The sequence below is a fragment of the Leclercia sp. 1548 genome, assembly GCF_050435045.1.
Classification (GTDB): Bacteria; Pseudomonadota; Gammaproteobacteria; order Enterobacterales; family Enterobacteriaceae; genus Enterobacter; species Enterobacter adecarboxylatus.
The window spans coordinates 696022-722422 of the sequence record NZ_JBNDJP010000002.1 but is presented as its reverse complement, the minus strand read 5'-3'; the positions used below and the strand labels follow the sequence as shown (position 1 = coordinate 722422).

Annotated in this window: 23 protein-coding genes and 1 pseudogene; 9 read left to right on the top strand and 15 right to left on the bottom strand. The window is 57.7% G+C overall.

What is annotated here, in order from left to right; translation table 11 throughout:
- From ABIE02_RS08695 to ABIE02_RS08685, 3 genes are all read right to left on the bottom strand, one after another.
- Positions 1-1128: an acyl-CoA dehydrogenase family protein gene (locus ABIE02_RS08695; protein WP_234548769.1), complete on the bottom strand. Its 1128-nt coding sequence runs from the start codon at positions 1126-1128 to the stop codon at positions 1-3.
- 106 nt (positions 1129-1234) lie between these two features.
- Positions 1235-2359 carry an amidase gene (locus tag ABIE02_RS08690; protein ID WP_336994516.1) on the bottom strand — a complete coding sequence of 375 codons (1125 nt, stop codon included), beginning with the start codon at positions 2357-2359 and terminating at the stop codon, positions 1235-1237.
- A gap of 335 nt (positions 2360-2694) precedes the next feature.
- Positions 2695-3159, bottom strand: a complete 465-nt coding sequence (locus ABIE02_RS08685; RefSeq protein ID WP_032611424.1) for a MarR family winged helix-turn-helix transcriptional regulator — start codon at positions 3157-3159, stop codon at positions 2695-2697.
- Between the two features lie 311 nt (positions 3160-3470).
- Here ABIE02_RS08685 and hpaX point away from each other — a divergent pair, with 311 nt between their 5' ends.
- A complete protein-coding gene (gene hpaX, locus ABIE02_RS08680) occupies positions 3471-4856 on the top strand; it encodes a 4-hydroxyphenylacetate permease (RefSeq protein ID WP_059349897.1) in 1386 nt (461 codons plus the stop codon).
- 49 nt (positions 4857-4905) lie between these two features.
- Here the strand turns inward: hpaX and ABIE02_RS08675 are convergent, their stop codons facing one another.
- Complete coding sequence (locus tag ABIE02_RS08675) at positions 4906-6102, bottom strand: MFS transporter (protein ID WP_336994515.1); 1197 nt, start codon at positions 6100-6102, stop codon at positions 4906-4908.
- 115 nt (positions 6103-6217) lie between these two features.
- On the opposite strand from ABIE02_RS08675, the gene ABIE02_RS08670 reads away from it, so the two are divergent.
- Positions 6218-7174 carry an AraC family transcriptional regulator gene (locus tag ABIE02_RS08670; protein ID WP_032611430.1) on the top strand — a complete coding sequence of 319 codons (957 nt, stop codon included), beginning with the start codon at positions 6218-6220 and terminating at the stop codon, positions 7172-7174.
- A gap of 17 nt (positions 7175-7191) precedes the next feature.
- On the opposite strand, the gene ABIE02_RS08665 is transcribed toward ABIE02_RS08670, so the two are convergent.
- From ABIE02_RS08665 to ABIE02_RS08655, 3 genes are all read right to left on the bottom strand, one after another.
- Complete coding sequence (locus tag ABIE02_RS08665; RefSeq protein ID WP_032611432.1) at positions 7192-7941, bottom strand: phage antirepressor KilAC domain-containing protein; 750 nt, start codon at positions 7939-7941, stop codon at positions 7192-7194.
- A 128-nt stretch (positions 7942-8069) separates the two neighbouring features.
- Positions 8070-8906: an MBL fold metallo-hydrolase gene (locus ABIE02_RS08660; protein WP_270735916.1), complete on the bottom strand. Its 837-nt coding sequence runs from the start codon at positions 8904-8906 to the stop codon at positions 8070-8072.
- 12 nt (positions 8907-8918) lie between these two features.
- Entirely contained in the window at positions 8919-9716 is a 798-nt protein-coding gene (locus ABIE02_RS08655; RefSeq protein ID WP_032611435.1) for an OBAP family protein, read from the bottom strand.
- Positions 9717-10473: 757 nt separating this feature from the next.
- Here ABIE02_RS08655 and treA point away from each other — a divergent pair.
- Positions 10474-12144, top strand: a pseudogene (treA, locus tag ABIE02_RS08650) (alpha,alpha-trehalase TreA); the annotation flags it as partial.
- A 471-nt stretch (positions 12145-12615) separates the two neighbouring features.
- On the opposite strand, the gene ABIE02_RS08645 reads toward treA, so the two are convergent.
- Positions 12616-12870 (bottom strand): GlsB/YeaQ/YmgE family stress response membrane protein, encoded by a 255-nt coding sequence (locus ABIE02_RS08645; protein ID WP_032611437.1) that lies wholly within the window; start codon positions 12868-12870, stop codon positions 12616-12618.
- Positions 12871-13076: 206 nt separating this feature from the next.
- On the opposite strand from ABIE02_RS08645, the gene ycgR reads away from it, so the two are divergent.
- Complete coding sequence (gene ycgR / locus ABIE02_RS08640; RefSeq protein ID WP_032611439.1) at positions 13077-13808, top strand: flagellar brake protein YcgR; 732 nt, start codon at positions 13077-13079, stop codon at positions 13806-13808.
- 36 nt (positions 13809-13844) lie between these two features.
- Here ycgR and emtA read toward each other — a convergent pair whose 3' ends face one another.
- On the bottom strand, positions 13845-14456 hold the full coding sequence (gene emtA / locus ABIE02_RS08635; protein WP_032611441.1) for a membrane-bound lytic murein transglycosylase EmtA: 612 nt from the start codon (positions 14454-14456) through the stop codon (positions 13845-13847).
- Positions 14457-14569: 113 nt separating this feature from the next.
- Here emtA and ldcA point away from each other — a divergent pair, with 113 nt between their 5' ends.
- Together ldcA and ABIE02_RS08625 are read left to right on the top strand one after the other, a co-directional pair.
- Positions 14570-15484 (top strand): muramoyltetrapeptide carboxypeptidase, encoded by a 915-nt coding sequence (gene ldcA / locus ABIE02_RS08630; protein ID WP_059307662.1) that lies wholly within the window; start codon positions 14570-14572, stop codon positions 15482-15484.
- 98 nt (positions 15485-15582) lie between these two features.
- Entirely contained in the window at positions 15583-17316 is a 1734-nt protein-coding gene (locus tag ABIE02_RS08625) for a potassium/proton antiporter (RefSeq protein ID WP_032611445.1), read from the top strand.
- 36 nt (positions 17317-17352) lie between these two features.
- On the opposite strand, the gene dadX is transcribed toward ABIE02_RS08625, so the two are convergent.
- Positions 17353-18423, bottom strand: coding sequence for a catabolic alanine racemase DadX (dadX, locus tag ABIE02_RS08620; RefSeq protein ID WP_032611448.1), 1071 nt, complete (start codon positions 18421-18423; stop codon positions 17353-17355).
- Between the two features lie 12 nt (positions 18424-18435).
- A complete protein-coding gene (locus ABIE02_RS08615) occupies positions 18436-19734 on the bottom strand; it encodes a D-amino acid dehydrogenase (protein WP_280713336.1) in 1299 nt (432 codons plus the stop codon).
- A 323-nt stretch (positions 19735-20057) separates the two neighbouring features.
- Here ABIE02_RS08615 and ABIE02_RS08610 point away from each other — a divergent pair, with 323 nt between their 5' ends.
- Positions 20058-21590: a SpoVR family protein gene (locus ABIE02_RS08610; RefSeq protein ID WP_032611453.1), complete on the top strand. Its 1533-nt coding sequence runs from the start codon at positions 20058-20060 to the stop codon at positions 21588-21590.
- Positions 21591-21661: 71 nt separating this feature from the next.
- Here ABIE02_RS08610 and fadR read toward each other — a convergent pair whose 3' ends face one another.
- The gene (gene fadR / locus ABIE02_RS08605) at positions 21662-22381 is read right to left on the bottom strand and encodes a fatty acid metabolism transcriptional regulator FadR (protein ID WP_032611456.1); all 720 of its coding nucleotides are present in this window, start codon (positions 22379-22381) and stop codon (positions 21662-21664) included.
- Between the two features lie 198 nt (positions 22382-22579).
- On the opposite strand from fadR, the gene nhaB reads away from it, so the two are divergent.
- Both nhaB and dsbB read left to right on the top strand, forming a co-directional pair.
- The gene (gene nhaB / locus ABIE02_RS08600; RefSeq protein ID WP_077227069.1) at positions 22580-24118 is read left to right on the top strand and encodes a sodium/proton antiporter NhaB; all 1539 of its coding nucleotides are present in this window, start codon (positions 22580-22582) and stop codon (positions 24116-24118) included.
- Between the two features lie 142 nt (positions 24119-24260).
- Positions 24261-24791, top strand: coding sequence for a disulfide bond formation protein DsbB (dsbB, locus tag ABIE02_RS08595; RefSeq protein WP_032611461.1), 531 nt, complete (start codon positions 24261-24263; stop codon positions 24789-24791).
- Between the two features lie 38 nt (positions 24792-24829).
- On the opposite strand, the gene ABIE02_RS08590 is transcribed toward dsbB, so the two are convergent.
- From ABIE02_RS08590 to ABIE02_RS08580, 3 genes are all read right to left on the bottom strand, one after another.
- On the bottom strand, positions 24830-25273 hold the full coding sequence (locus tag ABIE02_RS08590) for a YcgN family cysteine cluster protein (protein ID WP_077227068.1): 444 nt from the start codon (positions 25271-25273) through the stop codon (positions 24830-24832).
- 93 nt (positions 25274-25366) lie between these two features.
- Positions 25367-26026, bottom strand: a complete 660-nt coding sequence (locus tag ABIE02_RS08585; RefSeq protein WP_032611466.1) for a fumarylacetoacetate hydrolase family protein — start codon at positions 26024-26026, stop codon at positions 25367-25369.
- A gap of 47 nt (positions 26027-26073) precedes the next feature.
- Positions 26074-26349 (bottom strand): YcgL domain-containing protein, encoded by a 276-nt coding sequence (locus ABIE02_RS08580; RefSeq protein ID WP_032611469.1) that lies wholly within the window; start codon positions 26347-26349, stop codon positions 26074-26076.
- Between the last annotated feature and the right edge of the window lie 52 nt (positions 26350-26401).

Sequence of the window (26401 nt, the reverse complement as noted above, 5' to 3'; positions counted from 1 at the left end):
TTACAAATAACCCGGCAGAGGCTGGCCACCGAAGTAGACCGTACCGGCGTTGAGATAAGAGAGGTCGCCCATAAAGGCGTGCTGGGTGATCACCAGGGTGTCGCGCACGTAGCGTTGCAGGGGGCTTGTCATGGTGATGCCGCCCATGCCGTTCAGCGCCAGCGCCTGGCGGGTGACTTCGGCGGCCACGCGGGTAACGTGGGTGGAAGACAATCGCAGGGCGTTGATCTGCTCGCAGGCGGGTTCATCCCCGGCGAGAATGCACTGCCAGACATCGTCGATGGCGTCGTAGAACCAGGCCCGGGCGGAGCGCAAATCCGCTTCGCAGCGGGCAATTTGCATCTGCGCCTGCGGGCGGTCGGCCAGCCGCGGGGCACCCGTGACGGACTGCTGGCGATGGGCAATGGTGTAAATTTCGTTGAGCGCGGCGCGGGCCACGCCGAGCGCCACCACCGAGAGCACCTGGGTAGCAAGAGAGAGCACCGGATAGCGATAGAGCGCGCCGTCGAGGTTAAGGGCACCGCCGCGCACGAAGGTCCACTCCTGCGGCACAAACGCATCGTTGACCACCAGATCGTGGCTGCCGGTTCCGGCAAGGCCAACGGTGTTCCATACCGGATCGATCTGCACGCTGTCGCGCGGCAGGACCGCCATCCGCGGCAGGGGTTCGCCGCTTTCCGGCAGGATGCCGACGCCAAATACCGAGGCTCCCATGCTGCCGCTGGCAAACCCCCAACGGCCACTGACGCGATAGCCGCCGTCGGCCAGCACCGCTTTCTGCGGCGGGAAGATACCGCCAGCAAACACCACGTCCGGGCCGTCGCGGTAAAGTGCTTTCAGGGTGTCCGGCGGCAGCGCGCCGAGGTAAAACGGGCTCATACCAAAGCTGGCCACCCAGCCTGCGGAGCCATCGGCGGTCGCGATCTGCTCGATAAGCTCGCAGAACTGCGCCGGGGAGCACTCATCGCCGCCGTAGGCTTTGGGGACGAGCGCCCGGTAGACGCCAATCTGCTTAAACCGGGCGATGATGTCGTCAGAGATATGGCGCTGTTGCTCGAAATCGGCGCTGCGGGCCGCAACATCCTTCAGCAGTGGAACGAGTTCCTCACGAACATGAACGGCTGACATAGCTTCCTCCCGAAAAGAGTGTGCGGCCCGCAAAAAGACGAGCGCTGCCGCAATGAGTGGTACTCACTGAGTTATTGTGAAAACGGTATTCGGCAAAACGGGATGGTTAGCAGCGTCGTCGTTCAGCCAGCCATTCGGCGGCCTGGATTAGCAGGCCCTCCTGCCCTTTGGCGGCAACCAGCTGGAGCGCCACCGGACGCCCCTGAAGTTCACCCATCGGCAGGGTCAGCGCCGGGTGGCCGCTAAGGTTAAATGGGCGCACCAGCCGGGTCAGGTTCACCACGCTGAGCGGGTCCTTTGCCTCTTCCAGAGTCGGCGGCAGCTCCGGCAGGGTTGCCAGCGCGAGCAGCGGGGTTTTCGCCAGTTGAGCATCCACCTGCGCGGTAAATCTCTGGCGGATGGCCTCTGCGGTGTGCAGGGCATCGGCATCAATGCTTTCCCCTGCGCGAACGCGGGCGGCCACGTCGGCGGAAATGCTTGCGTTGCGCAGTAACGGGCTAAACGCCTGCCAGTTTTCATGGCTGATGACCGTCAGCCCGGCGCGATGGGCATCGCCCAACAGGGGCAGTTCAACCTGCTGCGGACAGAGGCCCCGTTGCGCCAGGGCGTTCAACAGCAGGGTGTCAATTTCAAGGGTAGCTGTCAGGATAAAGCCGACGGCAGGCAGTGTTGCCAGCGGTGCATTCACCGGAAGGGCAAGACGGGCCAGCACCTGGCGCAGGACGTCGGTATGGCGGGCGAAGATACCCACGCAGTCCAGCGAACTGTGAGCGGGCATGACGCCTGCACGACTCAGCGTGCCGTACGTCGGTTTTAAACCGAGGATCCCGCAGCAGGCGGCGGGCATCCGCACCGAGCCGCCGGTGTCGGTGCCGAGGGCGAAATCCACCTCGCCCGAGGCCACCACCGCAGCCGAGCCGCTGGAGGAGCCGCCGGGGATCAGCTCAGGAAAATGGGGGTTCACCGGCGTGCCGCTCCAGGGGTTTATCCCGGTAACGCCAAACGCCAGTTCGTGCAGGGTGGTCTTTCCGGTCAGGATGCAGCCCTGCCCGAGCAGCGTTTTTACCACCCCGGCATGCTGTTCGGCTGGCGGGTTTGCGGCCAGGGCCTGGCAGCCTGCGCGGGTCGGGAAGCCTGCGATGTCGAGGGTGTCTTTAACCGCGAAGCAGAGGTCGCCCTCGCCCAGGGTAAATCGTTCTACATAACCATTGCTCTCAGTAACCGGCTGCATAATTCGCACCTTAACCAGAAAAAATGAATCATATTTGGGCGGGGCAGTCTTCGCTGCGATTCAACCCACGTGAACTCAGGTCAATCATGGAAGATTTAGATGAATATTCAAGTAATATTTCACGTTAATTTTACGTAAAAATAACATGGAAACATTTTTATAACACTTGTGGAAATGGGGGGTATGGTGATGATAAATAACAATAAAGCGGGCATGGAAATGAAAAAAAAGCCGCGCTGAAGATCGGCGCGGCCTAAAATTAACCTGTTGTTTTACATTGCATTATCTGGAATTTTTAAGGCTGTCACAAAACCGCAATTCTCTCTGCGGCACCCTCAAAGCTCGTTAAGGTTATCCAGTACCTTTGCCAGGGAGAGGTTCATTTTTTCCATCTGGGCGGCGGTCATGCCCTTGAAACCCTTCTCGAAAACCTTGCTGACAAGACGGTGCGCTTCGGCCACTTTTTCACGTCCGGCATCGGTCAGCATCACCTCGGTTACCCTCGCATCCTGTACGCTGCTGGCGGTGGTCACCAGGCCGTCATCACGCAGGCGACCGACAATTTTGGTGACGGTGGGCATTTTGGCCATCGCATATTCAGAGATTTGCGAGATGCTGGCTTTACCGTACTGCCCGGTAATCATCAGCACCCGAAAGCGGGAAACATCGAGCTGCGCCTTTTTTAGCGTAATTTCCATAACTTGCGTATAGCGCGCATAGACATTAACGATCCAGTAGAACGGGAACTCTTCGCGGTGAAACGTGGCCCCGCTGTCTGACGATGTAGTGGTTTGACTCATTAAATGACGTTCCAGAAGTGATGCAATGATCGCAATTATACCCGCTATTGCCCGCCCGCTATAGCCTCTTCACACCCGGTAAGGGCTTCTCTTATTGCCTGCGCGCCACGAAAGCCGATCGATATCGCATTATGATTCAAAAACGCTACGTGATTAACAAATGCGTATCATTTTTTAAACATAACATTGACGTCCATATGTGCGCTTTCCTATACGTTAGCGCACGTGTTGACGTTGGGTGGGCTGAGGTAATGCCCTGGCATAACACGTCCTGGGTTGTTATTACCGATTAACGCAATGTGGAGCATTTCATGAACGACAGTCCATCGATGGAACAGACACGCACTGACGTGCTGGCTCCTCCTGCGCCTGCAGACGTCACGCTCGACCCGCGTCAGCAGCGGGTGATCAAAAAGTTATTCCGCAGGCTGATCACGTTTTTATTCATTCTGTTCGTCTTCTCGTATCTGGATCGGATCAACATCGGCTTTGCCGGGTTGACGATGGGCAAAGATCTGGGCCTCACCAGCACCATGTTTGGTCTGGCCACGACCCTGTTTTACGTGATGTATGTTATCTGCGGGATCCCCAGCAATATGATGCTCAGCAGGGTGGGCGCCCGTCGCTGGATCGCCATCCTGATGGTGGTGTGGGGGATTGCCTCTACCGCCACCATGTTCGCCACCGGCCCTAACAGCCTGTATGTGCTGCGCATGCTGGTGGGGATCGCCGAAGCGGGCTTCCTGCCGGGCCTGCTGCTCTATTTAACCTTCTGGTTCCCGGCGCACTACCGCGCCCGCGCCAACGCCCTGTTTATGATTGCGATGCCGGTCACGATGGCGCTGGGTTCCGTGGCCTCGGGGTATATTCTTAACCTCGATGGCGTGATGAATCTGAAGGGCTGGCAGTGGCTGTTCCTGCTGGAAGGCTTCCCGTCGGTGATCCTCGGTCTGGTGGTGTGGTTCTGGCTGGACGACAGCCCGGATAAAGCCCGCTGGCTGACCAGCGACGACAAGGCCTGTCTGAAGGAGATGCTGGAGGCGGATCGCCTCAACGCCCTGAGCACCAAACAGCGAGAGCAGGCCGCGCTGGCACCGAAGCAAGGCAGCCTGATGCGGGAACTCTTTACCCCAACCATCATGCTCTACACCCTCGCCTACTTCTGCCTGACCAACACCCTGAGCGCCCTCAGCGTCTGGACGCCGTTGATCCTGCGCAGCATCAGCCAGGAGAGCAGTAACGTCACCATCGGGATCCTGAGCGCCATCCCACAAGTTTGTACCATTGTGGCGATGATCTGGTGGAGTAAGCGTTCCGACAAGCGTAACGAGCGTAAAGTCCACACCCTGCTGCCGTACCTGTTTGCCGCCGCAGGCTGGATCCTGACCGCCACCAGCAGCGATCCGATGCTGCAGTTCATGGGGATCGTCATGGCCTCGTCAGGTGCCTTTGCCGCCATGGTGATCTTCTGGACCACACCGGACCGCGCTATTTCACTCCGCGCCCGTGCGCTGGGTATCGCGGTGATTAACGCCACCGGGATGACCGGTGCCGCGCTGGGGCCGCTGCTGATGGGGATGATGAAAGACCTCACCGGCAACTTCAACGCCGGGATCTTTATGGTGGCCGGGTTCCTGGTGCTGGGCGCGTTCGTTATTTCACTCATTCCGATGAAAAAAACCGCGCAACAGGCCTGATGATTTACACCGTCCTCTCCTCTGAGAGAGGACGGTGTTCAGCGTTGCATTACTCTGCCGCTACCGGCTTCACCTTTACTCCGGCAAACACCATCACCATCGCTGCCAGCAGCAGCACGCCGCTGGCGGTAAATACCCCGCTGGCGCCGTTGAGATCAAAGACCGCCCCGCCCCCTGCCGCACCGGCGCTTATCGCCAGCTGGATCGAAGCGACCATCAGGCCGCCTGCGCTTTCGGCCTCGTCCGTCACCGTCGTCGCCAGCCAGGTGGACCAGCCCACCGGCACCAGACCGAAGGCAAAGCCCCACAGGCTCACCAGCAGGCCGTCAACCAGCGCCAGATGACCAAAGGTCACCATCAGCAAGGCAAGGATCCCCATCACAAATGGCACCAGCGCCAGCGTAAGACGCAGGTTGCGCGCCAGCAGATGCCCGGCAATGGAGGTCCCGACGAAGTTCGCCACGCCAAAGCCCAGCAGGATCAGCGAAATGGTTTCAACGCTGGCCTGCCCTACCGTCTCAAGGAACGGACGCAGATAGGTGAAGAAGGCGAAATGCCCGCTGAAGATAAGAATGGTGGCCAGCAGGCCGCCAATCATTCCCGGACGACGCAGCACCCGCAGCAGGGTGCTCAGGTTGCCGCTGTTCTCCGGGCGCATGGACGGGAGTACCCACAGCTGCCACAGCAGCGCCAGCGCGCTGGGCACCACGCAGAGGATAAAGACGTTGCGCCAGCCGATCAGGCTGCCGAGATAGCTCCCCAGCGGCGCGGCCACCACGGTGGCAATCGAGACGCCTGAGAAGATGATCGCCAGCGCCTTCGGCACATCGCTGGCGGGAACCAGCCGCATCGCGGTAGCGGTGGACATCGCCCAGAAGCCGCCAATGGCCACGCCCAGCAGCAAGCGCCCCATCAGCAGGACATGCAGGGACGGCGCGAAGGCGACCATCAGGCAGGAGATGATTTGCAGCACTGAAAAGAACATCAGCACCCAGCGGCGGTCGATGCTTTTGGTGGCAGAGGTAATCAGCAGGCCGGTGACCAGCGCCACCAGCGCGGTAGCGGTCACTGATTGCCCGGCTACGCCCTCGCTGACGCCGAGGCTGGCCGCCATCGGCGTCAGCAGGCTGGCAGGCAGGAACTCGGCGATGATCAGGCCAAAGACGCCCAGCCCCAGCGACCAGACCGCACGCCAGGCGGGTCTGGCCGGTGCGCTGGCCTCGTTTGCGACGATGGATGAATGCATCTGTTACTCTCCGGTTATAAAAATGTGATGTATGTCGCAAAGCATAGGGAGTTCACCACGGACGATCTATGACATATAATCTCCACTTATTGATTATTCGTCCGGGAAGAGAGAAATGACGATTAAGTCGCCTGATCTGATCAGTGAACTGCTGCGCGGAATGCGTCTGTCAGGAGTGAAATACCGTCGGATAGAGGCCAGCACGCCCTTCGGTGTGGCCTTCGGCGCGGCTCCGGGAAAAGCCCAGTTTCACTTTATCAGCCGCGGTCCGGCGGTATTGCGGATGCACAGCGGGGCGCGTTTCGCGCTGAACAGCGGCGATGCGGTGTTTATCCCCAACGGCGATGCACACGCCCTGCTCTCGGAAGATGACGCGGCGGTAACGCCAGTCTCGGCATTTCCCAGCGAGCCGATCTGCAACAGCGTATGCGATATCCATTGCGAGCCGTGCCCGGACAGTGACAACGTGGTGATATTCAGCGGATGTATGGATTTCGATCTCGGGGGGATGCAGCCGCTGATCAAAGCGATGCCGGAAGTGATGATGGTGAGTCGCCTCATGACCACCTGGCCGGAGATCCATCCCCTGCTGGAGGCGATGGAGCGCGAGTCAATGGCCCGTCAGGTGGGGTTTGCCGGGATCCTCGCCCGTCTGGCAGACGTCGTGGCGGCGCTGATTGTCCGCGGCTGGGTCGAGGCCGGATGTGGGAAAGCCACCGGCTGGATCCAGGTGCTGCGTGATCCGCGCCTCAGCCGGGCGATCTACGCCATGCACCAGCAACCGGGGGTCAACTGGAGCGTGGCGACGCTGGCCAAGGAGGCAGGCACCTCCCGGTCGGTGTTTGCCGAGCGTTTTCTTTCGGCGACCGGCACCACCCCGGCGAAATACCTGACCGAGCTGCGGATGCGGCTGGCTATCCAGTATATCGGCCAGGAGAACCAGGCGATTGAGACCGTGGCCTTGCGTCTGGGGTACGGCTCGTTGGCCGCCTTCAGCCGGGCATTTAAGCGTATTGTCGGCCAGTCGCCAGGGGCGTTACGCGAAACCAGTCAGACCCCAGAGGCGATCTGACCGGTTCACTTCAGAGATTACAGCCAGCTCTGCTGGGACATTTTCCCTTCGCTGCGCTCCTCGCGGGGCAGCTCAATGGCCAGCGTGGAGAGGTGTCTGGACCAGAGATCGGCCACCCACTTCACGCCGCGGGCGGTAAAGCGCGCCTGAGACCAGGTGTGCTGGTTTTCGCCCACGCCGCTGTGCAGCGTAAAATAGCCCGCGTCGATATGGTGCTGCGGCGGAACCAGATTTCCGCCGACGCGCTGCATGATATTGCGCTCCAACAGGAACTCGCGAAACTGCGGCTCTTTAGCCTTGAGCATTTTACAGAGCTGACGGAAACCCATTGACTCCTTGACCCTGACGAACTGGTCAAAAAACGCCGCCTTTGGCGCCCAAAGGGCAAGCTGCTCCTCGGCACGATGGCATTTTTCATACTGCTCGGCCCAGGCGCGTGCCGCCGCCGCCGGATTAGTGAAGTCCGGGATATTGGCGTTTCGTTCACGCTCCTGCCAGCGATCCAGCATGGCCGCCGTAAAGCCCGGGGAGATGCGTGAAACGGTCAGCAGGGAGTCTCGTTTGTTCAGCAAAAACTCCTGCCGCGTTTCACCTTCGCGCTCGTACAGACTGGCCGTTACCGGCTGCGAAAGACGCTGCGCTGTTTCCAGACTCGTCACCATGCGCTTCACCTCGGCATGGGTAATGCCGGTCAGCCTGGCGATTTCACGGCTGCTGATGGTGGCAAGCTGATCATGGGACTGGAAATTTTCAACAGGAATTACCATAGGTTTCACCCCTCACTCATACATTACTCGGGTAATTTGCTCTAATAGTATACAAATACCTGTTCAAATATCCAGTATAATTTTTAAGCGACTTCTTCGCAAAGCAGGCCACGCCTAAGTTCCGGTATTCAGGCCGGTTTTGGCTGCGCCGCCAGGCTCTCAAGTTCCCGCGCATCATGGCTACAGAAAAAAGTGATGTCATGATCGTGGGCGCAGGAAAGCTCGCGCAGCCGCTGCTGGTTCCGCCGCCGGGCCTCATTGTCCATCGCCATCATCCACTGATAAAAGCGCAGTCCGGGGGTACAGTGGCGCTGCGGCTGGCGCATCTCATCCCGGTAAAACCAGGCGTCGCCGCCGTGCAGCAACCATCCCTGGGGCTGGCTGATGGCAATCCCCGCGTGGCCCGGTGTGTGCCCGGCCAGCGGCACCAGTAAAATCTCCGGCGGCAGCCCGCGTAGCGCCGTCACCGCGTCGAAGCCGAACCAGCGCTCGCCCTGAGCCTCATAGCCCTCCCAGCCGGAAATGCCGCCCCACTGCCCCGGGCGATAGCGCTCCCGCTGCAGCCAGCTGTGGCGCTGTTGCGCCGTGTCGATCTCCTGCTGCATGAGGTGAATGCGTGCGTGGGGGAAATCCGTCAGCCCGCCCGCATGATCGAAATCCAGGTGCGTCAGAATGATGTGACGGACGTCAGCCACGCTAAAACCCAGCGCCTCGACCCGGGCGCGTGCCGTGAGCGACTCGCGGCGCTGGATGTTATTCAGCACCCGGAAAAAGCCCGGCAGCCGGGATGGCTCCCGCACGTCGCCCAGTCCGAAGCCGGTATCCACCAGCACCAGCCCGTCGCGATCGGTTTCAATCAACAGGCAGTGGCAGACCAGGTGCGCATGCAGCCCCTTGCTAAAACCGTCGTAAAATGCGCCGCCCAGCGGGCACATACACCCGCAGTTAAGGTGATGAATCTTCATATCGCCTCCTCATCAACGTGATGGCGCCTGCTGGCTCTGCTCAGACGTGCCAAAATGCGTGGTGTCGCCATGGCCGTGCTCACCGCTCCCCTGCACGCGCTTAAGCTGAATGACCTCGCCGCGCTCCCAGGCGTTAGCACCGCTTGCCACCGGGCGAGCCACGATATCGGCGCGCTGGCGTTTAATCTCCTGGGTGTCGATCCCCAGACGCCGGTCGCGATCCGCCAGCAGCGCCGGGTCGAGTTGTCCTTCCCCGGTAAAGCCCATCATCAGGGCCGGGATGCCGAGCGGCAGGGTTTTGTCACGATCCGTATGCCAGGTGTGCCAGGTTTTGCCGTAGGTGTTGACAATTTTGCTCATCAGCGCCTTGTCAGCCACCGCAGGCAGGCCGGGGGCCACCAGGCTGCCTGATTTCACTTCATACTGGTGGCTGTGCCAGAGCTTTTTCTCCTCCGGCGGCAGGGTATTAAACAAGCGTTCACTGATGATGTACTCGACGCCCATCAGCCGGGCATCTTTGGTATTGCCGTCATAGATGACCGCCTGCATGACGTCCTCATTGAGCACCGTCACGTAGTGATGGGCTTCCATCTGCCCGTTTTTATCCCCGCTGTAAAAATGAAAGCCGTCCAGATAGGCGCTGATCGCCTCCACCGGCGGGCGGGACTGGATAACCTGGGCGCCCGTTTCCAGAGTACGCATTTTGGCGGAGGTGCTTTCACCGGGGATGGGTGCCTGCGGCGGAGAGTTGTTCGCCCCGCAGCCGACCAGTAAAACCAGGGCTGGAATAGTCAGAGGTAATGATTTCATTGGCACTCCCTTTTATCTCATTAAGTTATGAAGGTAGTGCAGGTGCGGAAAGCCAGCCAGGCCGTAAAGGCACTCTGGCTGGCATTCGGTCAAAATAATAGTTAACGCGGACGCGTCTAACGTAGCGGCTATTCCCTCTCTGCGTATGGAGACGAGAAAATTTAAATGTTAGCGGCGTAAGAAATAAAACGGCGCAGCCAGGAACGTGAATAACCGGAAAATAGTCTGCACGGCATGCGGTGACTGCCTAATACTTGCAGGGTGATATTTAACAGCGGCCAACACCCTGCCGGGAATAGCGTCGCCTTCAGCATCATAATGTTAAAAACAGTGGGGACATACCAATGCAGGTTGCGAAAAAAAACTTGCCGTCACGCATTGCATGCCGGTTTGTTTTTACTTCTACTCTCTCGATGGCCGAGATGCCCTGCCTCTCGCCGTTACCCTTCGCACGGCGAATGTAGAGTGCCGCGCTATTGGCCATTACCACAGGGCGCGGCGAAATTATTTTTCACACAACGAAATTATTATTTTTGCTTAATGTAAGCCCTACGATGAGTGGATATTCTCCCGCAAAACCCGGCAAGGCGATTATATATTTACGCGCAATTTTAAGGTCTTCTCAGACGCAACGGTAATTAATCTGTATTTACGCAAAATGATACATCCAACACGCGAACTGTCTGAGATTCGTCTAAGGTTTTCAGGTGATTGATGACAACGGCCACGCTGTTCAGCCTATATAAGGAGAATAACCATGATCAAACCTCAACGGCACGCAACCCTGCGGCTGGCGATTGGCGGTATCCTGCTTGGCATCACCGCCGTGAGCTATGCGGACGACTCATCCGGCAGCTTGAAACAACCTCCTGACATCCTGTTTGGCCCCCTGTTTAATGATGTGCAAACCGCGAAACTCTTCCCTGACCAGAAAACCTTTGCCGATGCGGTGCCGAAAAACGATCCCCAGACGATCCTCGCTGATTACCACATGCAGCGAAAACAGTCCGGCTTCGACCTGCGTCATTTTGTCGACGTGAACTTTACCCTGCCAGCCGAAAAGGAAAAATACGTTCCGCCTGCCGGGCAGAGCCTGCGCGCGCATATCGACGGTCTGTGGCCGGTGCTGACGCGCACCACCTCCAGCGCCGGGAAGTGGGATTCGCTGCTGCCGCTGCCTAAACCTTACGTGGTGCCGGGGGGACGTTTCCGGGAGATCTACTACTGGGACAGCTACTTCACCATGCTGGGTCTGGCGGAGAGTGGACACTGGGATAAGGTCGCCAGCATGGTCGATAACTTTGCTTATGAGCTGGACAGCTGGGGCCATATTCCCAACGGGAACCGCAGCTACTATCTGAGCCGCTCCCAGCCGCCGTTCTTCTCCCTGATGGTGGAACTGCTGGCGACGCACGACAGCCAGGCGCTGAAAAAATACCGTCCTCAGATGGAAAAAGAGTACGCCTACTGGATGGAAGGGGTGGATGCCCTCCAGCCGGGTCAGTCCAGCCAGCGGGTAGTCAAGCTGGACGATGGTGCCGTGCTTAACCGCTACTGGGACAATCGCGATACGCCACGCCCGGAATCCTGGCTGGATGACATCAACACCGCGAAAAAATACCCCAGCCGCCCGGCGACCGAGATCTACCGCGATCTGCGCTCCGCTGCCGCCTCTGGCTGGGACTTTAGCTCCCGCTGGATGGACGATCCGCAGCAACTGGGGACGATCCGCACCACCAGCATCGTGCCGGTGGATTTGAACGCCCTGATGTTCAAGATGGAAAAACTGCTGGCGAAGGCCAGTCAGGATGGCGGCGATAGCGCTGCCGCCAGCCGCTACGAGGGTCTGGCGTCCGATCGCCAGAAGGCGATGGAGCGCTATCTGTGGAATGAAAAAGAGGGCTGGTATGCGGATTACGATCTGAAAACCAAACAGGTGCGTAATCAGCTGACCGCTGCGGCGCTGTTCCCGCTGTACGTCAAGGCGGCTTCCCAGGAGCGGGCAGATAAAACGGCTGCGGCCGCCGAGGCCCAGCTGATCAAAGCCGGGGGGATTTCCACGACGACCGTAAATAGCGGCCAGCAGTGGGATGCGCCAAACGGCTGGGCACCGTTGCAGTGGGTGGCCACCGAAGGCTTGCAGAACTACGGGCATAAAAAAGTGGCGATGGACGTCACCTGGCGCTTCCTCACTAACGTGCAGCATACCTACGATCGTGAGCAGAAGCTGGTGGAGAAATATGATGTTTCCACTACCGGCACGGGTGGCGGCGGTGGCGAATATCCGCTGCAGGACGGCTTTGGCTGGACTAACGGCGTGACGCTGAAGATGCTGGATATGGTTTGTCCGCAGGCTAACCCTTGCGACAAGCTGCCAGCCACACAGCCTGCGGCGAATGATGAGCCAGCGACCACAGCCCCAGCGGCTACCGGTAATCAACCGGCGGCGAATAGCGCGCCAACCACAACTGACCAACCGGCGGCAACAACGCCATCGACCACAAGCGATCAGCCTTCGGTAACGACGCCTCCGGCCACAACCGATCAACCGTCGTCAACAACGTCGCCATCGACCACGACCGATCAACCATCGTCAACAACGTCGCCATCGACCACGACCGATCAACCGTCGTCAACAACGTCGCCAACGACAACCGATCAGCCGTCGTCAAACACGCCACCGGCCACGAGCAATCAGCCGTCAGTCACCACGCCACCGGCGACCAGCGGCAACGCCAGCTCACAGCCAGCTGCGAATGATGATTCGGCAGAAACGCAGAAAAGTGTCGGGCAGTAAGGCGATGTGATGCGTAGGCCGGGTAAGGCATAGCCGCTACCCGGCATTATTACGGGGGACACCAAAAAAAACGGCTCTTAGTTAAGAGCCGTTTTACGTGGGTCAGGCGCGTCGTACCATTCTGTAGATAAGCAGCACGAGAATAGCGCCCACCACGGCGACCAGGAAACTTTGCAGGTTAAACCCGGATACAGTGCCGCCGATGCCAAACATCGTTGCCAGCCAGCCGCCGACAACCGCACCTACGACCCCAAGGATACAGGTCACAATAAAACCACCACCATCCCGTCCCGGCATGATGAATTTTGCGATAACACCAGCAATCAGACCAAATATAATCCAGGCGATAATACCCATAGTGATGCCCTCTTGCAGAGTTAAGCTTGCGCAGAACACCCGCCCGCGCAGGTCAATTAAGTATAGGCAATAGCCAGAAAACCATTTTGAGTACACTGACTTAATTACGGCTCTGACGAAAAAATATTTGCTGGTTTGTATTAAGTTTCGCGGACAAGTGCCGATAACGCATCCACAGATTGTCATCTATCAAGGAGCCCTGGGGCGTGAGTAATTACAGTGAGCAGTTCCTGAAAACTAATCCGCTGGCTGTACTAGGGGTATTACGCGATCTACAAAAACAAGACACGCCGGTGCGCATCAGTTGGGGGAACAACCAGTTCATCAGCAAAATTCTGGATGCAACGCCAGAGCGGCTGGTGATGGATTTAGGCAGTCAGGAGTACGAAAACCGCTCGGTACTGCGCGCAGGCATCATTACCGTAGCCGCCGACACCCAGGGGGCGAAAGTGGAGTTCGACCTGCCGCAACTGGAACAGGGAACCTGGCAGGGGCTGCCCGCCTTTATCACCTCGTTGCCCGCATCGGTGTGGTGTATCCAGCGACGGGAGTTTTTCCGTATCAATGCCCCGCTGCATCCGGCCTACTTCTGCAAAGCCAAAATGCCGGACAAAAGCGTGCTTCGTTTCCGTCTGCACGATCTCTCCCTCGGCGGCATGGGCGCCTTAATGGATAGTGCGAAGCCAGACGCGTTGGTCGAGGGGATGCGTTTCTCGCAGATCGAACTGGATATGGGCGGCTGGGGTCGCTTCTTCTTTGATGCGCAGCTGATCACGGTGAGCGAACGTAAGGTGGTGGACAGCAAAAACGAAACCATTACCACGCCGCGTCTGAGCTTCCGTTTTCTCAATGTCGGGCCAGGCCCGGAGCGTGAACTGCAGCGAATTATCTACTCGCTGGAGCGTGAAGCGCGGGAGCGCGCCAACAAGGTGCGTTAAACGCGACCGGGCAGCGCGTGGCTGCCCGGTAACGGATTACATGGCGTCCATCGCCTTCTGGACTTTCCAGATGTAGCGCGGTGCCTGCGGGGCGGGGTGATTATTGACGACGTGATCGAAGAACTCGTCTTTGTCCATATCGTTAATCTCAGCAATCGCCTTTTTGCGATCGGAGGAGAAGGTGCGCAGCAGCGCGCCTGCCCCGTTAACGTAGGAGACCACCAGCGCATACTGCATCACCTCTGGATCTTCAATTCCCTTCAGGATCCCATGCTCCAGAATGCTCAGGTAGGCGGTGCCCATCGAGATATTGCGCTCCGGGTTCTTCAGCTCACTGGTGGACGGCTGGCCGCTCCAGCCCATATGCCGGTAGACCTCCCGTCCCGCGGTGGAAGCTTTCAGCTGCATCAGGCCCACCGCGTTCGATTTACTGACCAGATTCGGATTCCCACCCGACTCCACCGCAATGATGGCGGTCACCAGACGCGGGCTGACGCCCCAGGCTTCACCGGCTTTTTCGCTGATCGGCATCCACTGCATCGCCCGTTTCACCGGGACTTCCGGGTTCCATTCCGGTTTCTGGTAATCCTGCTTCGAACTGCATCCAGCAAGCAACACAATCAAAAAAGCAAACCATCTTAATTTCACGTCATCTGTCCTTATGGTCATTCATCGCTATTACCCTATCCTCCGCTTGATGAAGGATGCGCTCAGGCGGCATGATATATACATTTAGATTTATAAGTCAGCAAGGAAATGCCATGTCTCAGGTTCATCTCATCGCACCATCAGGTTACTGCATTAATCAGGAAGCGGCCCAACGGGGCGTTGCACGTTTACTGGACGACGGGCATCAGGTGCAAAATCAGACAATTATACCCCGCCGCCAGCAGCGATTTGCCGGAACCGAGACGCAGCGACTGAACGACATCAACGCCCTTACCCGCCTGGAAGGTGCCAACCAGATTGTCCTGGCGGTGCGCGGCGGATACGGTGCCAGCCGCCTGCTGGAGCAGATCGACTGGCAGGGGCTGGCCGAACGCCAGCAGCAGGACCCGCTGCTGATTTGTGGCCATAGCGACTTCACGGTTATCCAGCTCGGCCTGCTGGCGTTACATAACGTCATCACCTTTAGCGGCCCGATGCTGGCGGGTAATTTCGGCGCGCCCGAGCTGAATGCCTTTACCCTGGAGCATTTCTGGCGCGCGCTGCAAAACAGCACCTATTCCGTTGAGTGGCAGGGGGACGGCCCGGCGTGTGAACGCACAGGCCAGCTGTGGGGCGGCAATCTGGCGATGGTTGTGTCGTTGATCGGCACCCCCTGGCTGCCCGCCATTGAGAACGGCATTCTGGTGCTGGAAGACATCAATGAGCACCCGTTCCGCGTTGAACGCATGCTGTTGCAACTGCACCATGCGGGCATTCTTGACCGCCAGCAGGCGATCGTGCTCGGCAGTTTTAGCGGGGCGACCGCCAATGATTACGATGCCGGATACGATCTGGCGACCATGATCGATTACCTGCGCTCCAGGGTATCAGTGCCGATTATCAGTGGACTCGATTTTGGCCATGAACAAAAGACCGTCACCCTACCCCTCGGTGCGCAGGCTTCGCTTGTTCACGCCGCAGGTAAGACCTGTTTAACCCTGAGCGGACATCCGGTGATGAAAGCATAAAAAAAGCCGCTTAAGCGCCGGATTAGCACGTTATAAGCGGCATTAATATGTTAGGGTTTTAATAACAGTCATCGCGTCACGCAGGGAGTACGCACACATTGGATGCCGCAGCAATAATCAGTCTTTTTATCCTGGGTTCAGTTCTTGTAACCTGTAGTATTTTATTGAGTTCGTTTTCTTCCCGCCTCGGCATCCCCATTCTGGTCATTTTCCTCGCCATCGGCATGCTGGCGGGCGTTGATGGCGTCGGAGGCATTCCCTTCGACAACTACCCGTTTGCTTACATGATCAGTAACCTCGCGCTGGCGGTGATCCTGCTGGACGGCGGGATGCGCACCCAGGCCAGCTCGTTTCGCGTGGCGCTGGGCCCGGCCCTGTCGCTGTCAACGGTCGGGGTACTGATCACCTCCGGTCTGACCGGGATGATGGCCGCGTGGCTGTTTCATCTGGATATCATGGAAGGGCTGCTGATTGGCGCCATTGTCGGCTCGACCGATGCGGCGGCGGTCTTCTCGCTGCTGGGCGGCAAAGGACTGAACGAGCGTGTCGGCTCCACGCTTGAGATCGAATCCGGCAGTAACGACCCGATGGCCGTGTTTCTTACTATCACCCTGATTGAGATGATCCAGCAGCATGAGACCAGCCTGAGCTGGATGTTTGCCTGGCACATCATTCAGCAGTTTGGCCTGGGGATCATCATTGGCCTGGCTGGCGGTTATCTGCTGCAACAGATGATCAACCGCATCGCTTTACCGGGCGGGCTTTACCCGCTGCTGGCGCTGAGCGGCGGGATTTTGATTTTCGCCCTCACTACCGCGATGGACGGCAGCGGCATTCTGGCGGTCTACCTGTGCGGCTTCCTGCTGGGGAATCGCCCGATCCGCAACCGTTATGCCATTCTGCAAAACTTCGATGGCCTCGCCTGGCTGGCGCAGATCGGTATGTTCCTGGTGCTTGGGCTGCTGGTTACGCCGTCGGACCTGCTGCCGATTGCTGTTCCGGCCCTGCTGCTGTCGATATGGATGATCTTCTTTGCCCGTCCGCTGTCGGTGTTTGTCGGGCTGCTACCGTTCAAGGGATTTAACCTGCGCGAGCGGGTGTTTATCAGCTGGGTTGGCCTGCGCGGTGCGGTGCCGATCATCCTGGCGGTCTTCCCGATGATGGCCGGGCTGGACAATGCCCGTTTGTTCTTTAACGTGGCCTTCTTCGTGGTACTGGTGTCGCTGCTGTTCCAGGGTACGTCCCTGTCGTGGGCAGCGAAAAAAGCCAGGGTCGTCATTCCCCCGGTGGGTTGGCCGGTTTCCCGCGTAGGGCTGGACCTGCACCCGGAAAATCCGTGGGAGCAGTTCGTCTATCAACTCAGCGCCGACAAGTGGTGCGTGGGCGCCTCGCTGCGGGATCTGCATATGCCCGCCGAAACGCGCATTGCTGCCCTGTTCCGCGATAACGCCCTGCTGCACCCAACCGGGAGCACCCGGCTGCGTGAAGGGGATATTCTCTGCGTGATTGGCCGCGAGCATGACCTCCCTGCCCTCGGCAAGCTGTTCAGCCAGTCGCCGCCGGTGGCGCTGGATCAGCGCTTCTTTGGTGATTTTATTCTCGAAGCCAGCGCCAAATTTGCCGACGTGGCGTTGATCTACGGCCTGGAGGAAGGGCTGGAGTATCGCGATAACCAGCAGACGCTCGGCGAGATCGTCCAGAAGCTGCTGGGTGCCGCGCCGGTGGTGGGTGACCAGGTGGAATTTGCCGGGATGATCTGGACGGTGGCAGAGAAAGAAGATAACACGGTGCGCAAAGTGGGCGTGCGCGTGGCGGAGGATGCCGAGGAGTAGCTTTTTCCCCTCTCCCAAGGGAGAGGGGAAAACCCTTCAGAGCGTAACGACCGGCACCCGCGGGGCTAATGCGGTTAACAACTCGTAGCCGATGGTACCCGCCGCGGCAGCAACATCGTCTACTTTCACTTCATTCCCCCACAGCTCAACCGGCGTACCGATCCCCGCGTGCGGGCATGGCGTAAGGTCGATGGCCAGCATATCCATTGATACCGTGCCGACCGTGCCGGTACGTACGCCGTCTACCCATACTGGCGTGCCGGACGGGGCAATGCGTGGATAGCCGTCGGCATACCCGCCGGCGACAATACCGATCCGCTGCTCGCCCGAGGCGCGATAGCGGCTGCCGTAGCCCACGGTATCCCCCGCTTTCAGGGTCTGAACGCCAATGATTTCACTGCGCAGGGTCATCACCGGCTTCAGGCCGCTGTTGGCGATATCCTGCCACTGCCCGGACGGTGACGCGCCGTAAAGAATGATCCCCGGCCGTACCCAGTCGAAATGCGCTTCCGGGTGCCAGAGGGTCGCCGCCGAGTTAGAGAGCGAACGCGGGCAGTCCAGCCCTTCCGCCGCCTGCTCAATATGCCTCATCGGCTCAACAATGCCTTCCGGCTTTTCCGCATCGGCAAAATGGGCCATCAGCGTCATGCCGCCGACATTCTTCAGCGCCCGCAGCTGCTGCCAGACGCTGTGAACCCGATCCGGCTGAAAACCGAGACGGTTCATGCCGCTGTTCACTTTCAGGTAGATATCGAGCGGGGCGTGCAGCTTCGCATTCTGCAACGCCTTGACCTGCCAGTTGCTGTGCACGCTGGTAGTCAGACGGTACTTATCAAACAGCGGTAGTTCATCGCTGTTAAAAAAGCCTTCGAGCATCAGGATCGGCCCTTTCCAGCCGCGCTCGCGCAGCAGGATCGCCTCTTCCAGATTGAGCATCGCAAAGCCATCGGCCGCGCTTAGCGCGCTCCAGATGCGATCCAGACCGTGGCCATAAGCATTGGCTTTGACCACCGCCCAGACTCGTGAAGCGGGCGCGGCGCGCCGGACAATGTGCAGGTTATCCTTCAGGGCCTGAAGATCCAGCTGAGCCACAACAGGACGGGACATGACGACTCCTTGTTAGTTATGCGCGCCGTGTAAATGCTGTGGACGTGACGGAGTGAACCCCGGACGGTAGCGCGCGACGCTTAAATCATCAAACGGAATAGCGGGTGTGCGCCCGGAGATCAAATCACTGAGTAACTGCCCTGAACCGCAGGCCATCGTCCAGCCCAGCGTACCGTGCCCGGTATTGAGCCACAGGTTCTTGAAGGGCGTGCGACCCACAACAGGGGTGCCGTCCGGGGTCATCGGGCGCAGCCCGGTCCAGAAGGTCGCCTGTTCGATAAAGCCGCCCCGCGGGAACAGGTCGCCAACGACCATCTCCAGCGTTTCCCGACGCGGTTGCAGTAACTCGGTGTTAAAGCCGACGATTTCCGCCATTCCTCCCACGCGGATCCGGTTGTCAAAACGGGTGATCGCGATTTTGTATGTTTCATCAAGAATAGTTGAAACCGGCGCGCCCCTGTCCTCTTTCACCGGGATAGTCAGCGAATATCCCTTCAGCGGGTAGACCGGAATATCCACAATGCCCTTCAGCATGGCGGTAGAGTAAGAGCCAAAGGCCATCACGTAGGCGTCGGCTTTCACCACCTCGTCGCCGCACAGCACGCCGTAAATATTGTCCCCTTCGTACAGAAGCTTATCCACGGAGGTGTTATAGCGGAATTTCACCCCTGCCTGCTCGGCCATCAGCGCCAGATTCTGGGTAAACAGCTGGCAGTCGCCGGTTTCGTCATTCGGCAGACGCAGACCGCCGGTCAGCTTGTGTGCCACCTCAGCCAGCGCCGGTTCGACCTGCGCCAGCTGGCTGGCTTCCAGCAGCTGATACGGTACTCCGGCATCCTCAAGAACGGCGATATCGCGGGTGGCGTTTTCATACTGCTGGGCGGTACGGAACAGTTGCAGGGTGCCCCCCTGGCGGCCCTCATACTGAATACCGGTCGTGGCACGCAGCGCTTTCAGGCAGTCGCGGCTGTACTCCGCCAGGCGTACCATCCGCCCTTTGTTTTCCATGTAGTGCGAGGTGTCGCAGTTGCGCAGCATCTGCCACATCCACTTGAGCTGGAATTGCGTGCCGTCAAGACTGATCGCCAGCGGTGCATGGCGCTGGAACATCCATTTAATCGCCTTCAGCGGCACACCCGGCGCCGCCCAGGGTGCCGCGTAACCCGGAGAAATTTGCCCGGCATTAGCGGCGCTGGTCTCCAGTGCCGGACCCGGCTCACGATCGATCACAGTTACATCGTGCCCGGCCTGACTCAGGTACCAGGCGCTGGTTACGCCAACGACGCCACTTCCCAGTATGACAACATGCATAGCCACTCCATTTATAAGCAAAAGAACAATCTTCTGATTACATATTGATAACCCAGCCGAAAATATTATTCAACATAGGCCTTTTTTATGGTGACACATCTCACACCTTCCCCTGCTGACGCGGGTAGCGCGGTTTTGGCATCTCCTGCTGCGCGGCATTTTTAACCAGCATATTGTGCTGCCGGACACCCCTTTTCTGTCACAGGAAAAACGGGAAATCGCAAAGAAAAAAATAGCGTGCCAGCACGCTTTTGAATGGCGTGTTCTATGCTTGAAAAGAGGTTCTCCAGACAGAGAGAGCTACCAACAATGAGGGCGCGCTAATGGCTACTATTGATTCCATGAATAAGGACACCACACGTCTGAGCGATGGACCCGACTGGACATTCGAGCTGCTTGATACCTACCTGGCGGAAATTGACCGGGTGGCGAAACTCTACCGTCTGGATGCCTATCCCCATCAAATCGAAGTGATTACGTCTGAACAGATGATGGACGCTTACTCCAGCGTCGGGATGCCCATTAACTATACCCACTGGTCGTTTGGTAAGAAGTTCATCGAAACCGAACGGCTCTATAAGCATGGTCAGCAGGGGCTGGCCTATGAAATCGTCATCAACTCGAACCCCTGCATCGCCTACCTGATGGAAGAGAACACCATTACCATGCAGGCACTGGTGATGGCGCATGCCTGCTACGGCCATAACTCCTTCTTCAAAAATAACTACCTGTTCCGCAGCTGGACCGATGCCAGTTCGATTGTCGATTATCTGATCTTTGCCCGTAACTACATCACCCAATGCGAAGAGCGCTATGGGGTGGAGGAGGTCGAGAAGCTGCTCGACTCCTGCCATGCGTTGATGAACTACGGCGTGGATCGCTACAAACGTCCGCAGAAAATCTCCCTGCAGGAGGAGAAAGCGCGGCAGAAAAGCCGGGAAGAGTATCTGCAAAGCCAGGTGAATACGCTGTGGCGTACCCTGCCGAAACGCGAAGAAGAAAAAATGGTGGTCGAAGCTCGCCGTTATCCTTCCGAGCCGCAGGAGAACCTGCTCTACTTTATGGAAAAAAACGCCCCGCTGCTGGAGCCGTGGCAGCGTGAGATCCTGCGTATCGTGCGTAAAGTGAGCCAATATTTTTATCCGCAAAAACAGACCCAGGTGATGAACGAAGGCTGGGCGACGTTCTGGCACTACACCATCCTCAACCACCTGTATGACGAAGGTAAAGTCACCGAACGCTTTATGCTGGAGTTCCTGCACAGCCACACCAACGTCGTATTCCAGCCGCCTTACAACAGCCCGTGGTACAGCGGGATTAATCCGTATGCGCTGGGCTTTGCCATGTTCCAGGACATCAAGCGTATCTGCCAGAATCCTACGGAAGAGGATAAATACTGGTTCCCGGATATCGCCGGTTCCGACTGGCTGGAAACGCTGCATTTTGCCATGCGCGACTTTAAGGACGAGAGTTTTATCAGCCAGTTCCTGTCGCCGAAGGTGATGCGTGACTTCCGCCTGTTTACGGTGCTGGATGACGATCACAACAACTATCTGGAGATTTCGGCGATCCACAATGAAGAGGGGTATCGTGAGATCCGCTCCCGCCTTTCGGCGCAGTACAACTTGAGCAATCTGGAGCCGAATATTCAGGTCTGGAATGTAGATCTACGCGGGGATCGCTCCCTGACGCTGCGCTATATCCCGCATAACCGCGCGCCGCTGGATAAAGGGCGTAAGGAAGTGCTGAAGCATGTGCATCGTCTGTGGGGCTTTGACATTATGCTGGAGCAGCAGAATGAAGACGGCAGCGTGGAGCTGCTGGAACGGTGCCCGGTGAAAGGCAATATGTTGTAACCCGCGCGGTTTGTTGCCGGGCTACGCCTGGCTTAGCCGAAAAAAAACCTCTCAAACGAGAGGTTTTTTATTTAGCGCCCCTGAATCACCAGGTCGCCCGGCAGGGATTTCTGCATTCGGTGCCAGATCTCGCCGCTCTCACGACCATAGCGACGCACGGTGTCGTACACCTGATCGTGCTGGCCTTCTGAGCAGAGTTCGCTCAGTTTGTGATAGAAACCGAGCGCCAGGCTGCGGGCTTCGGGGTTGGCAAAGTAGTGACGGCCGATGCGGGTATACAGTCCCTTCATGCCGTTCAGGATCAGGCCGTAGATCGGGTTACCCGAAGCGAACGCCAGACCGCGGAAGACATTGTAATCCAGCAGCGCAAAGGCATCGGCGTGATCTTCCACCGCCGTGGCGCGGGCCAGCACCTCCAGAGCCTTATCCGGGTGCTGGCGAAACGCCGTACGGATAAAGATGGTGGCAATGTTGGTGCGCACGGAGAGCAGGTTATCGATGAGCTGCGGTACGCTCTCGTGGTCGAGACGCGCCAGCGTTTCAAGAATATTCAGACCCGACGTTTCCCAGAAGTTATTCACTTTGGTCGGTTTGCCGTGTTGGATCGTCAGCCAGCCGTCGCGGGCCAGTCGCTGCAACACTTCACGTAAGGTGGTACGTGTGACGCCAATCAGTTCAGAGAGTTCGCGTTCTGCGGGAAGTATCGAGCCTGGCGGGAAACGGTTATTCCAGATGCTTTCGATAATGTACTCTTCCGCGAAACCCGCCGGGCTTTGCGCCTTTATGACCATAGTGAATTTTCCATTAACTGCTTTTTACAAATTTCACTCATCATACCAGAGGCAGACAGAGGCAGATAGCGCAGCGAGGCGAGAAAAAAGGGATCGCTGTTTTATTTTTATCATTTAAAAGTCGGGCCTCAGCCCCCCTGCCCGGCGCGGTTTGCGTATACTTAGGATGTAATTATGTGATGGGCAAGGAAATCTGTTGTGGAAATGTCTTATAGCCGCGCACTGTGGCGCAATTTTTTAGGCCAGTCCCCCGACTGGTATAAAGTGACCCTGGTTGTTTTTCTGGTTCTTAACCCCTTTATCTTTGTTGTCGATCCCTTCGTTGCCGGCTGGTTGCTGGTTGGGGAGTTTATCTTTACCCTGGCGATGGCGCTGAAATGTTATCCCCTGCTGCCGGGCGGCCTGCTGGCCTTCGAGGCGGTGGTGATCGGTATGACCAGCGCGGAACACGTGAAGGAAGAGCTGGCGTCAAATCTGGAAGTGCTCCTGCTGCTGATGTTTATGGTGGCCGGGATCTACTTTATGAAGCAGCTGCTGCTGTTTATCTTTACCCGCCTGCTGCTGAGTATTCCCTCCAAGACAATGCTGTCGCTGTCCTTCTGCGTAGCCGCCGCCTTTTTGTCGGCCTTCCTTGATGCCCTGACCGTGGTGGCGGTGGTGATCAGCGTCGCCGTGGGCTTTTACGGGATCTATCATCGGGTGGCCTCCGCGCAGCCCAAAGATAATTTGCAGGATGACAGCCAGGTCGATGCCCGGCAGCGCGAAGTGCTGGAACAGTTCCGTGCGTTTCTGTGCAGCCTGATGATGCACGCAGGCGTGGGCACCGCGCTGGGCGGGGTGATGACCATGGTCGGGGAGCCGCAAAACCTGATCATCGCCAAAGCCGTCGGCTGGAATTTCACCGACTTTTTCCTGCACGTAGCGCCGGTCAGCGTGCCGGTGCTGGTGTGCGGCCTGTTCACCTGCTGGTTGGTAGAGAAGTTTAAATGGTTTGGTTACGGCACCCTGCTGCCGACCCCGGTACGTGAGGTGTTACAACGTTTTGATGAAGAGAGCCGCAGCAAGCGTACCCGTCAGCAAAAACTGGCTATGATCTTTCAGGCCATTATTGGCGTCTGGCTGATTATCGCCCTGGCGTTTCATCTGGCGGAGGTGGGCTTGATTGGCCTGTCGGTCATTATCCTGGCGACCTCTTTTACCGGCGTGACGGATGAGCACGCGATTGGCAAAGCCTTTACCGAAGCGCTGCCCTTTACCGCCCTGCTGACGGTCTTTTTCGCGGTGGTGGCAGTGATTGTCGATCAGCAACTGTTTGCGCCGATCATTCGCTACGTGCTACAGGCCGAACCGGATGCCCAGCTGACGCTGTTCTATTTGTTTAACGGCCTGCTGTCAGCCATCTCTGATAACGTGTTTGTCGGTTCGGTCTATATCAATGAGGCCAAAACCGCACTGCAGAGCGGCGCGATCAACCAGCAGCAGTTTGAAATGCTGGCGGTGGCGATCAATACCGGCACCAACCTGCCCTCCGTTGCCACGCCAAACGGCCAGGCGGCGTTCCTGTTCCTGCTCACCTCGGCGCTGGCTCCTTTAATCAGGCTCTCTTATGGCCGGATGGTATGGATGGCGCTGCCCTATACGGTGGTATTAACCACCGTCGGCTTGTTGTGCGTCAAAATTACCCTTATTCCATTTACCCAATGGATGTTGCAGACGGGTATACTGACGGCGCATTAAGAGAGTCAGCCGGGTCGTATATGGCCCGGCTGCACTTTCGAATGATAAATATCCGATTACGTTATATTTTGCGCGCTGAGGCTGGCGCGCGAATTGTTTTCGTTTACACTGCGCTTTCTATACCTGCTCCAGGGAAATGATTATGTTGAAATTTTTAAACCAGTGCTCGCGTGGACGCGGCGCATGGTTGCTGTTGGCCCTGACCGCCTTCGCGTTAGAAATGGTGGCATTATGGTTCCAGCATGTGATGTTGCTGAAGCCCTGCGTGCTGTGCATCTACGAACGCTGCGCGCTGTTTGGCGTGATGGGCGCGGGCCTGGTCGGTGCCATTGCTCCAAAAAGCCCGCTGCGCTACGGTGCGATTGCTATCTGGCTCTACAGCGCCGGAAAAGGCCTTCAGCTGGCCTGGGAACACACCATGATCCAGCTGCATCCGTCGCCGTTCCAGACCTGTGATTTTGCCGCCAGCTTCCCGAGCTGGCTGCCGCTGGACAAATGGCTGCCGCAGGTCTTCGTGGCAAGCGGTGACTGTTCCGTGCGTCAGTGGGAGTTTCTGACTCTCGAGATGCCGCAGTGGCTGGTTGGGATTTTCGCCGCTTTCCTGGTTGTGGCGCTGCTGGTGCTGATTGCCCAGCCGTTCAAACCGAAAAAACGCGATCTTTTTGGACGTTAATGTCCGACAATAAAAAACCCGCCTCGGCGGGTTTTTTATTATGCGCGGTTGGGATGATTCAGAATATGGTCTTCCCAGTCCCGCACCTCTGACTCTTTCACCGCAATGTGGCGCACTGAGATTCGCTCGCCGTGCATCGCCGCTTTTGAACCGGCCAGCAAGGGATGCCACTTCGGCAGATCCTTGCCTTCCGCCAGCAGGCGATAGGCGCAGGTCGGCGGCAACCATTCGAAGGTGGGCAGGTTGTCGCGGGTCAGCTTGATGCAGTCTGGCTCCAACTCAAAACGGCGCTCGTAGTTACGGCACTGGCAGGTTTTGATGTTCAGTTGATTGCAGGCGACGTTAGTGAAATAGATTTCGTCCGAGTCTTCATCCATCAGCTTATGCAGGCAGCACTGCCCGCAGCCGTCACACAGCGATTCCCACTCGGCGTCGGTCATGTTGTCGAGAGTTTTGCTTTGCCAGAAAGGAGTTTCGCTCATAAGGATGTCCACACGTCAAAATAAAGCGCACCTTATAACCAGTCTGGCACCTTGATGCAAGTTTTGCCGCCCAAAAGGGGCGGCAAGCGGGGATTACAGCACGCGGGTTTTCAGGGACAGGCCGTTAACGGCCACTTCCAGCTCATCGCCACTGGCGAGTGGGCCAACCCCTTCAGGAGTACCCGTAAGAATGACATCACCCGGTTTCAGGGTGAAATAACGGCTCATATAGGCAATCAGCGGCACAATCTTGTGGATCATGTCGGCGGTCGACCCCTGCTGGCGCACCTCGCCGTTTACCTTCAGGCTCAGGGTCGTGTTCTGCGGATCGTCCTGAAATTCCGATGCCGGTACGAACCCGGAGATTGGGCAGGAATTATCAAAGCCCTTGGCTTTTTCCCACGGCTGGCCCGCTTTCTTCATTTTGCCCTGCACGTCGCGCAGGGTCAGATCCAGCGCCACACCATAACCGGCAATCGCCTTCTGCACATGATCTTCAGAGGCCTGACGCAGCGTGGCGCCAATCAGCACCGCCAGCTCCACTTCGTGATGAACCGAGCCTAGCCCCTGCGGTAATGCCAGCGGCTGGCGAATATCACAGAGCGCCGTTTCCGGTTTAATGAACAGCACAGGCTCTTCTGGAACCGCACTTCCCATCTCCTGAATATGCTTTGCGTAATTACTTCCTACGCAGACGACTTTACTTACCGGATAATCCAGTAAGGCTCCTTGCCAGTTATGATGTTGATACATAAACGTCCCCTGAACGGTGAATGTGACGCTGACAGAAAACTCCTAAACTATTTTTTCCCCTGCGCCTCAAGATGCTGTTTCAGTAAATTCTCTTGTGGCGGAGGGAGTTGTAAATAATAGCCCTGTTCCGTCAACGCGGTTTTTACTTTTTCCAGATCGGCGTTACTCAGTTGCTTGCGCCCGTCGAGCGGCATCAGCATCACCAGCTGCGGCTTACCGAAGCTTTTCATCAGTGCCTCAGGCACACGGGAAAAATCGTCCTTTTTTTCGACATACAGGTAGGTCTGGTCGCGCTGGGTACTTCTGTAGATCACACAAAACATATATTTACTCTGAATTAAGCGGGAGGGTGACTTGCCTCAATATAATTGTGAC

Excerpts from the sequence above, each read along its gene's own strand:
- ABIE02_RS08585 (WP_032611466.1), bottom strand. The coding sequence starts at position 26,026 with ATGTATCAACATCATAACTGGCAAGGAGCCTTACTGGATTATCCGGTA.
- ABIE02_RS08590 (WP_077227068.1), bottom strand. The coding sequence starts at position 25,273 with ATGAGCGAAACTCCTTTCTGGCAAAGCAAAACTCTCGACAACATGACC.
- ABIE02_RS08690 (WP_336994516.1), bottom strand. The coding sequence starts at position 2,359 with ATGCAGCCGGTTACTGAGAGCAATGGTTATGTAGAACGATTTACCCTG.
- dsbB (WP_032611461.1), top strand. The coding sequence starts at position 24,261 with ATGTTGAAATTTTTAAACCAGTGCTCGCGTGGACGCGGCGCATGGTTG.
- ABIE02_RS08660 (WP_270735916.1), bottom strand. The coding sequence starts at position 8,906 with ATGAAGATTCATCACCTTAACTGCGGGTGTATGTGCCCGCTGGGCGGC.
- ABIE02_RS08655 (WP_032611435.1), bottom strand. The coding sequence starts at position 9,716 with ATGAAATCATTACCTCTGACTATTCCAGCCCTGGTTTTACTGGTCGGC.
- ABIE02_RS08675 (WP_336994515.1), bottom strand. The coding sequence starts at position 6,102 with ATGCATTCATCCATCGTCGCAAACGAGGCCAGCGCACCGGCCAGACCC.
- ABIE02_RS08685 (WP_032611424.1), bottom strand. The coding sequence starts at position 3,159 with ATGAGTCAAACCACTACATCGTCAGACAGCGGGGCCACGTTTCACCGC.
- dadX (WP_032611448.1), bottom strand. The coding sequence starts at position 18,423 with ATGTCCCGTCCTGTTGTGGCTCAGCTGGATCTTCAGGCCCTGAAGGAT.
- ABIE02_RS08580 (WP_032611469.1), bottom strand. The coding sequence starts at position 26,349 with ATGTTTTGTGTGATCTACAGAAGTACCCAGCGCGACCAGACCTACCTG.
- ABIE02_RS08670 (WP_032611430.1), top strand. The coding sequence starts at position 6,218 with ATGACGATTAAGTCGCCTGATCTGATCAGTGAACTGCTGCGCGGAATG.
- ABIE02_RS08695 (WP_234548769.1), bottom strand. The coding sequence starts at position 1,128 with ATGTCAGCCGTTCATGTTCGTGAGGAACTCGTTCCACTGCTGAAGGAT.
- fadR (WP_032611456.1), bottom strand. The coding sequence starts at position 22,381 with ATGGTCATAAAGGCGCAAAGCCCGGCGGGTTTCGCGGAAGAGTACATT.
- ABIE02_RS08665 (WP_032611432.1), bottom strand. The coding sequence starts at position 7,941 with ATGGTAATTCCTGTTGAAAATTTCCAGTCCCATGATCAGCTTGCCACC.
- ABIE02_RS08615 (WP_280713336.1), bottom strand. The coding sequence starts at position 19,734 with ATGCATGTTGTCATACTGGGAAGTGGCGTCGTTGGCGTAACCAGCGCC.
- ldcA (WP_059307662.1), top strand. The coding sequence starts at position 14,570 with ATGTCTCAGGTTCATCTCATCGCACCATCAGGTTACTGCATTAATCAG.
- ABIE02_RS08610 (WP_032611453.1), top strand. The coding sequence starts at position 20,058 with ATGGCTACTATTGATTCCATGAATAAGGACACCACACGTCTGAGCGAT.
- hpaX (WP_059349897.1), top strand. The coding sequence starts at position 3,471 with ATGAACGACAGTCCATCGATGGAACAGACACGCACTGACGTGCTGGCT.
- ABIE02_RS08645 (WP_032611437.1), bottom strand. The coding sequence starts at position 12,870 with ATGGGTATTATCGCCTGGATTATATTTGGTCTGATTGCTGGTGTTATC.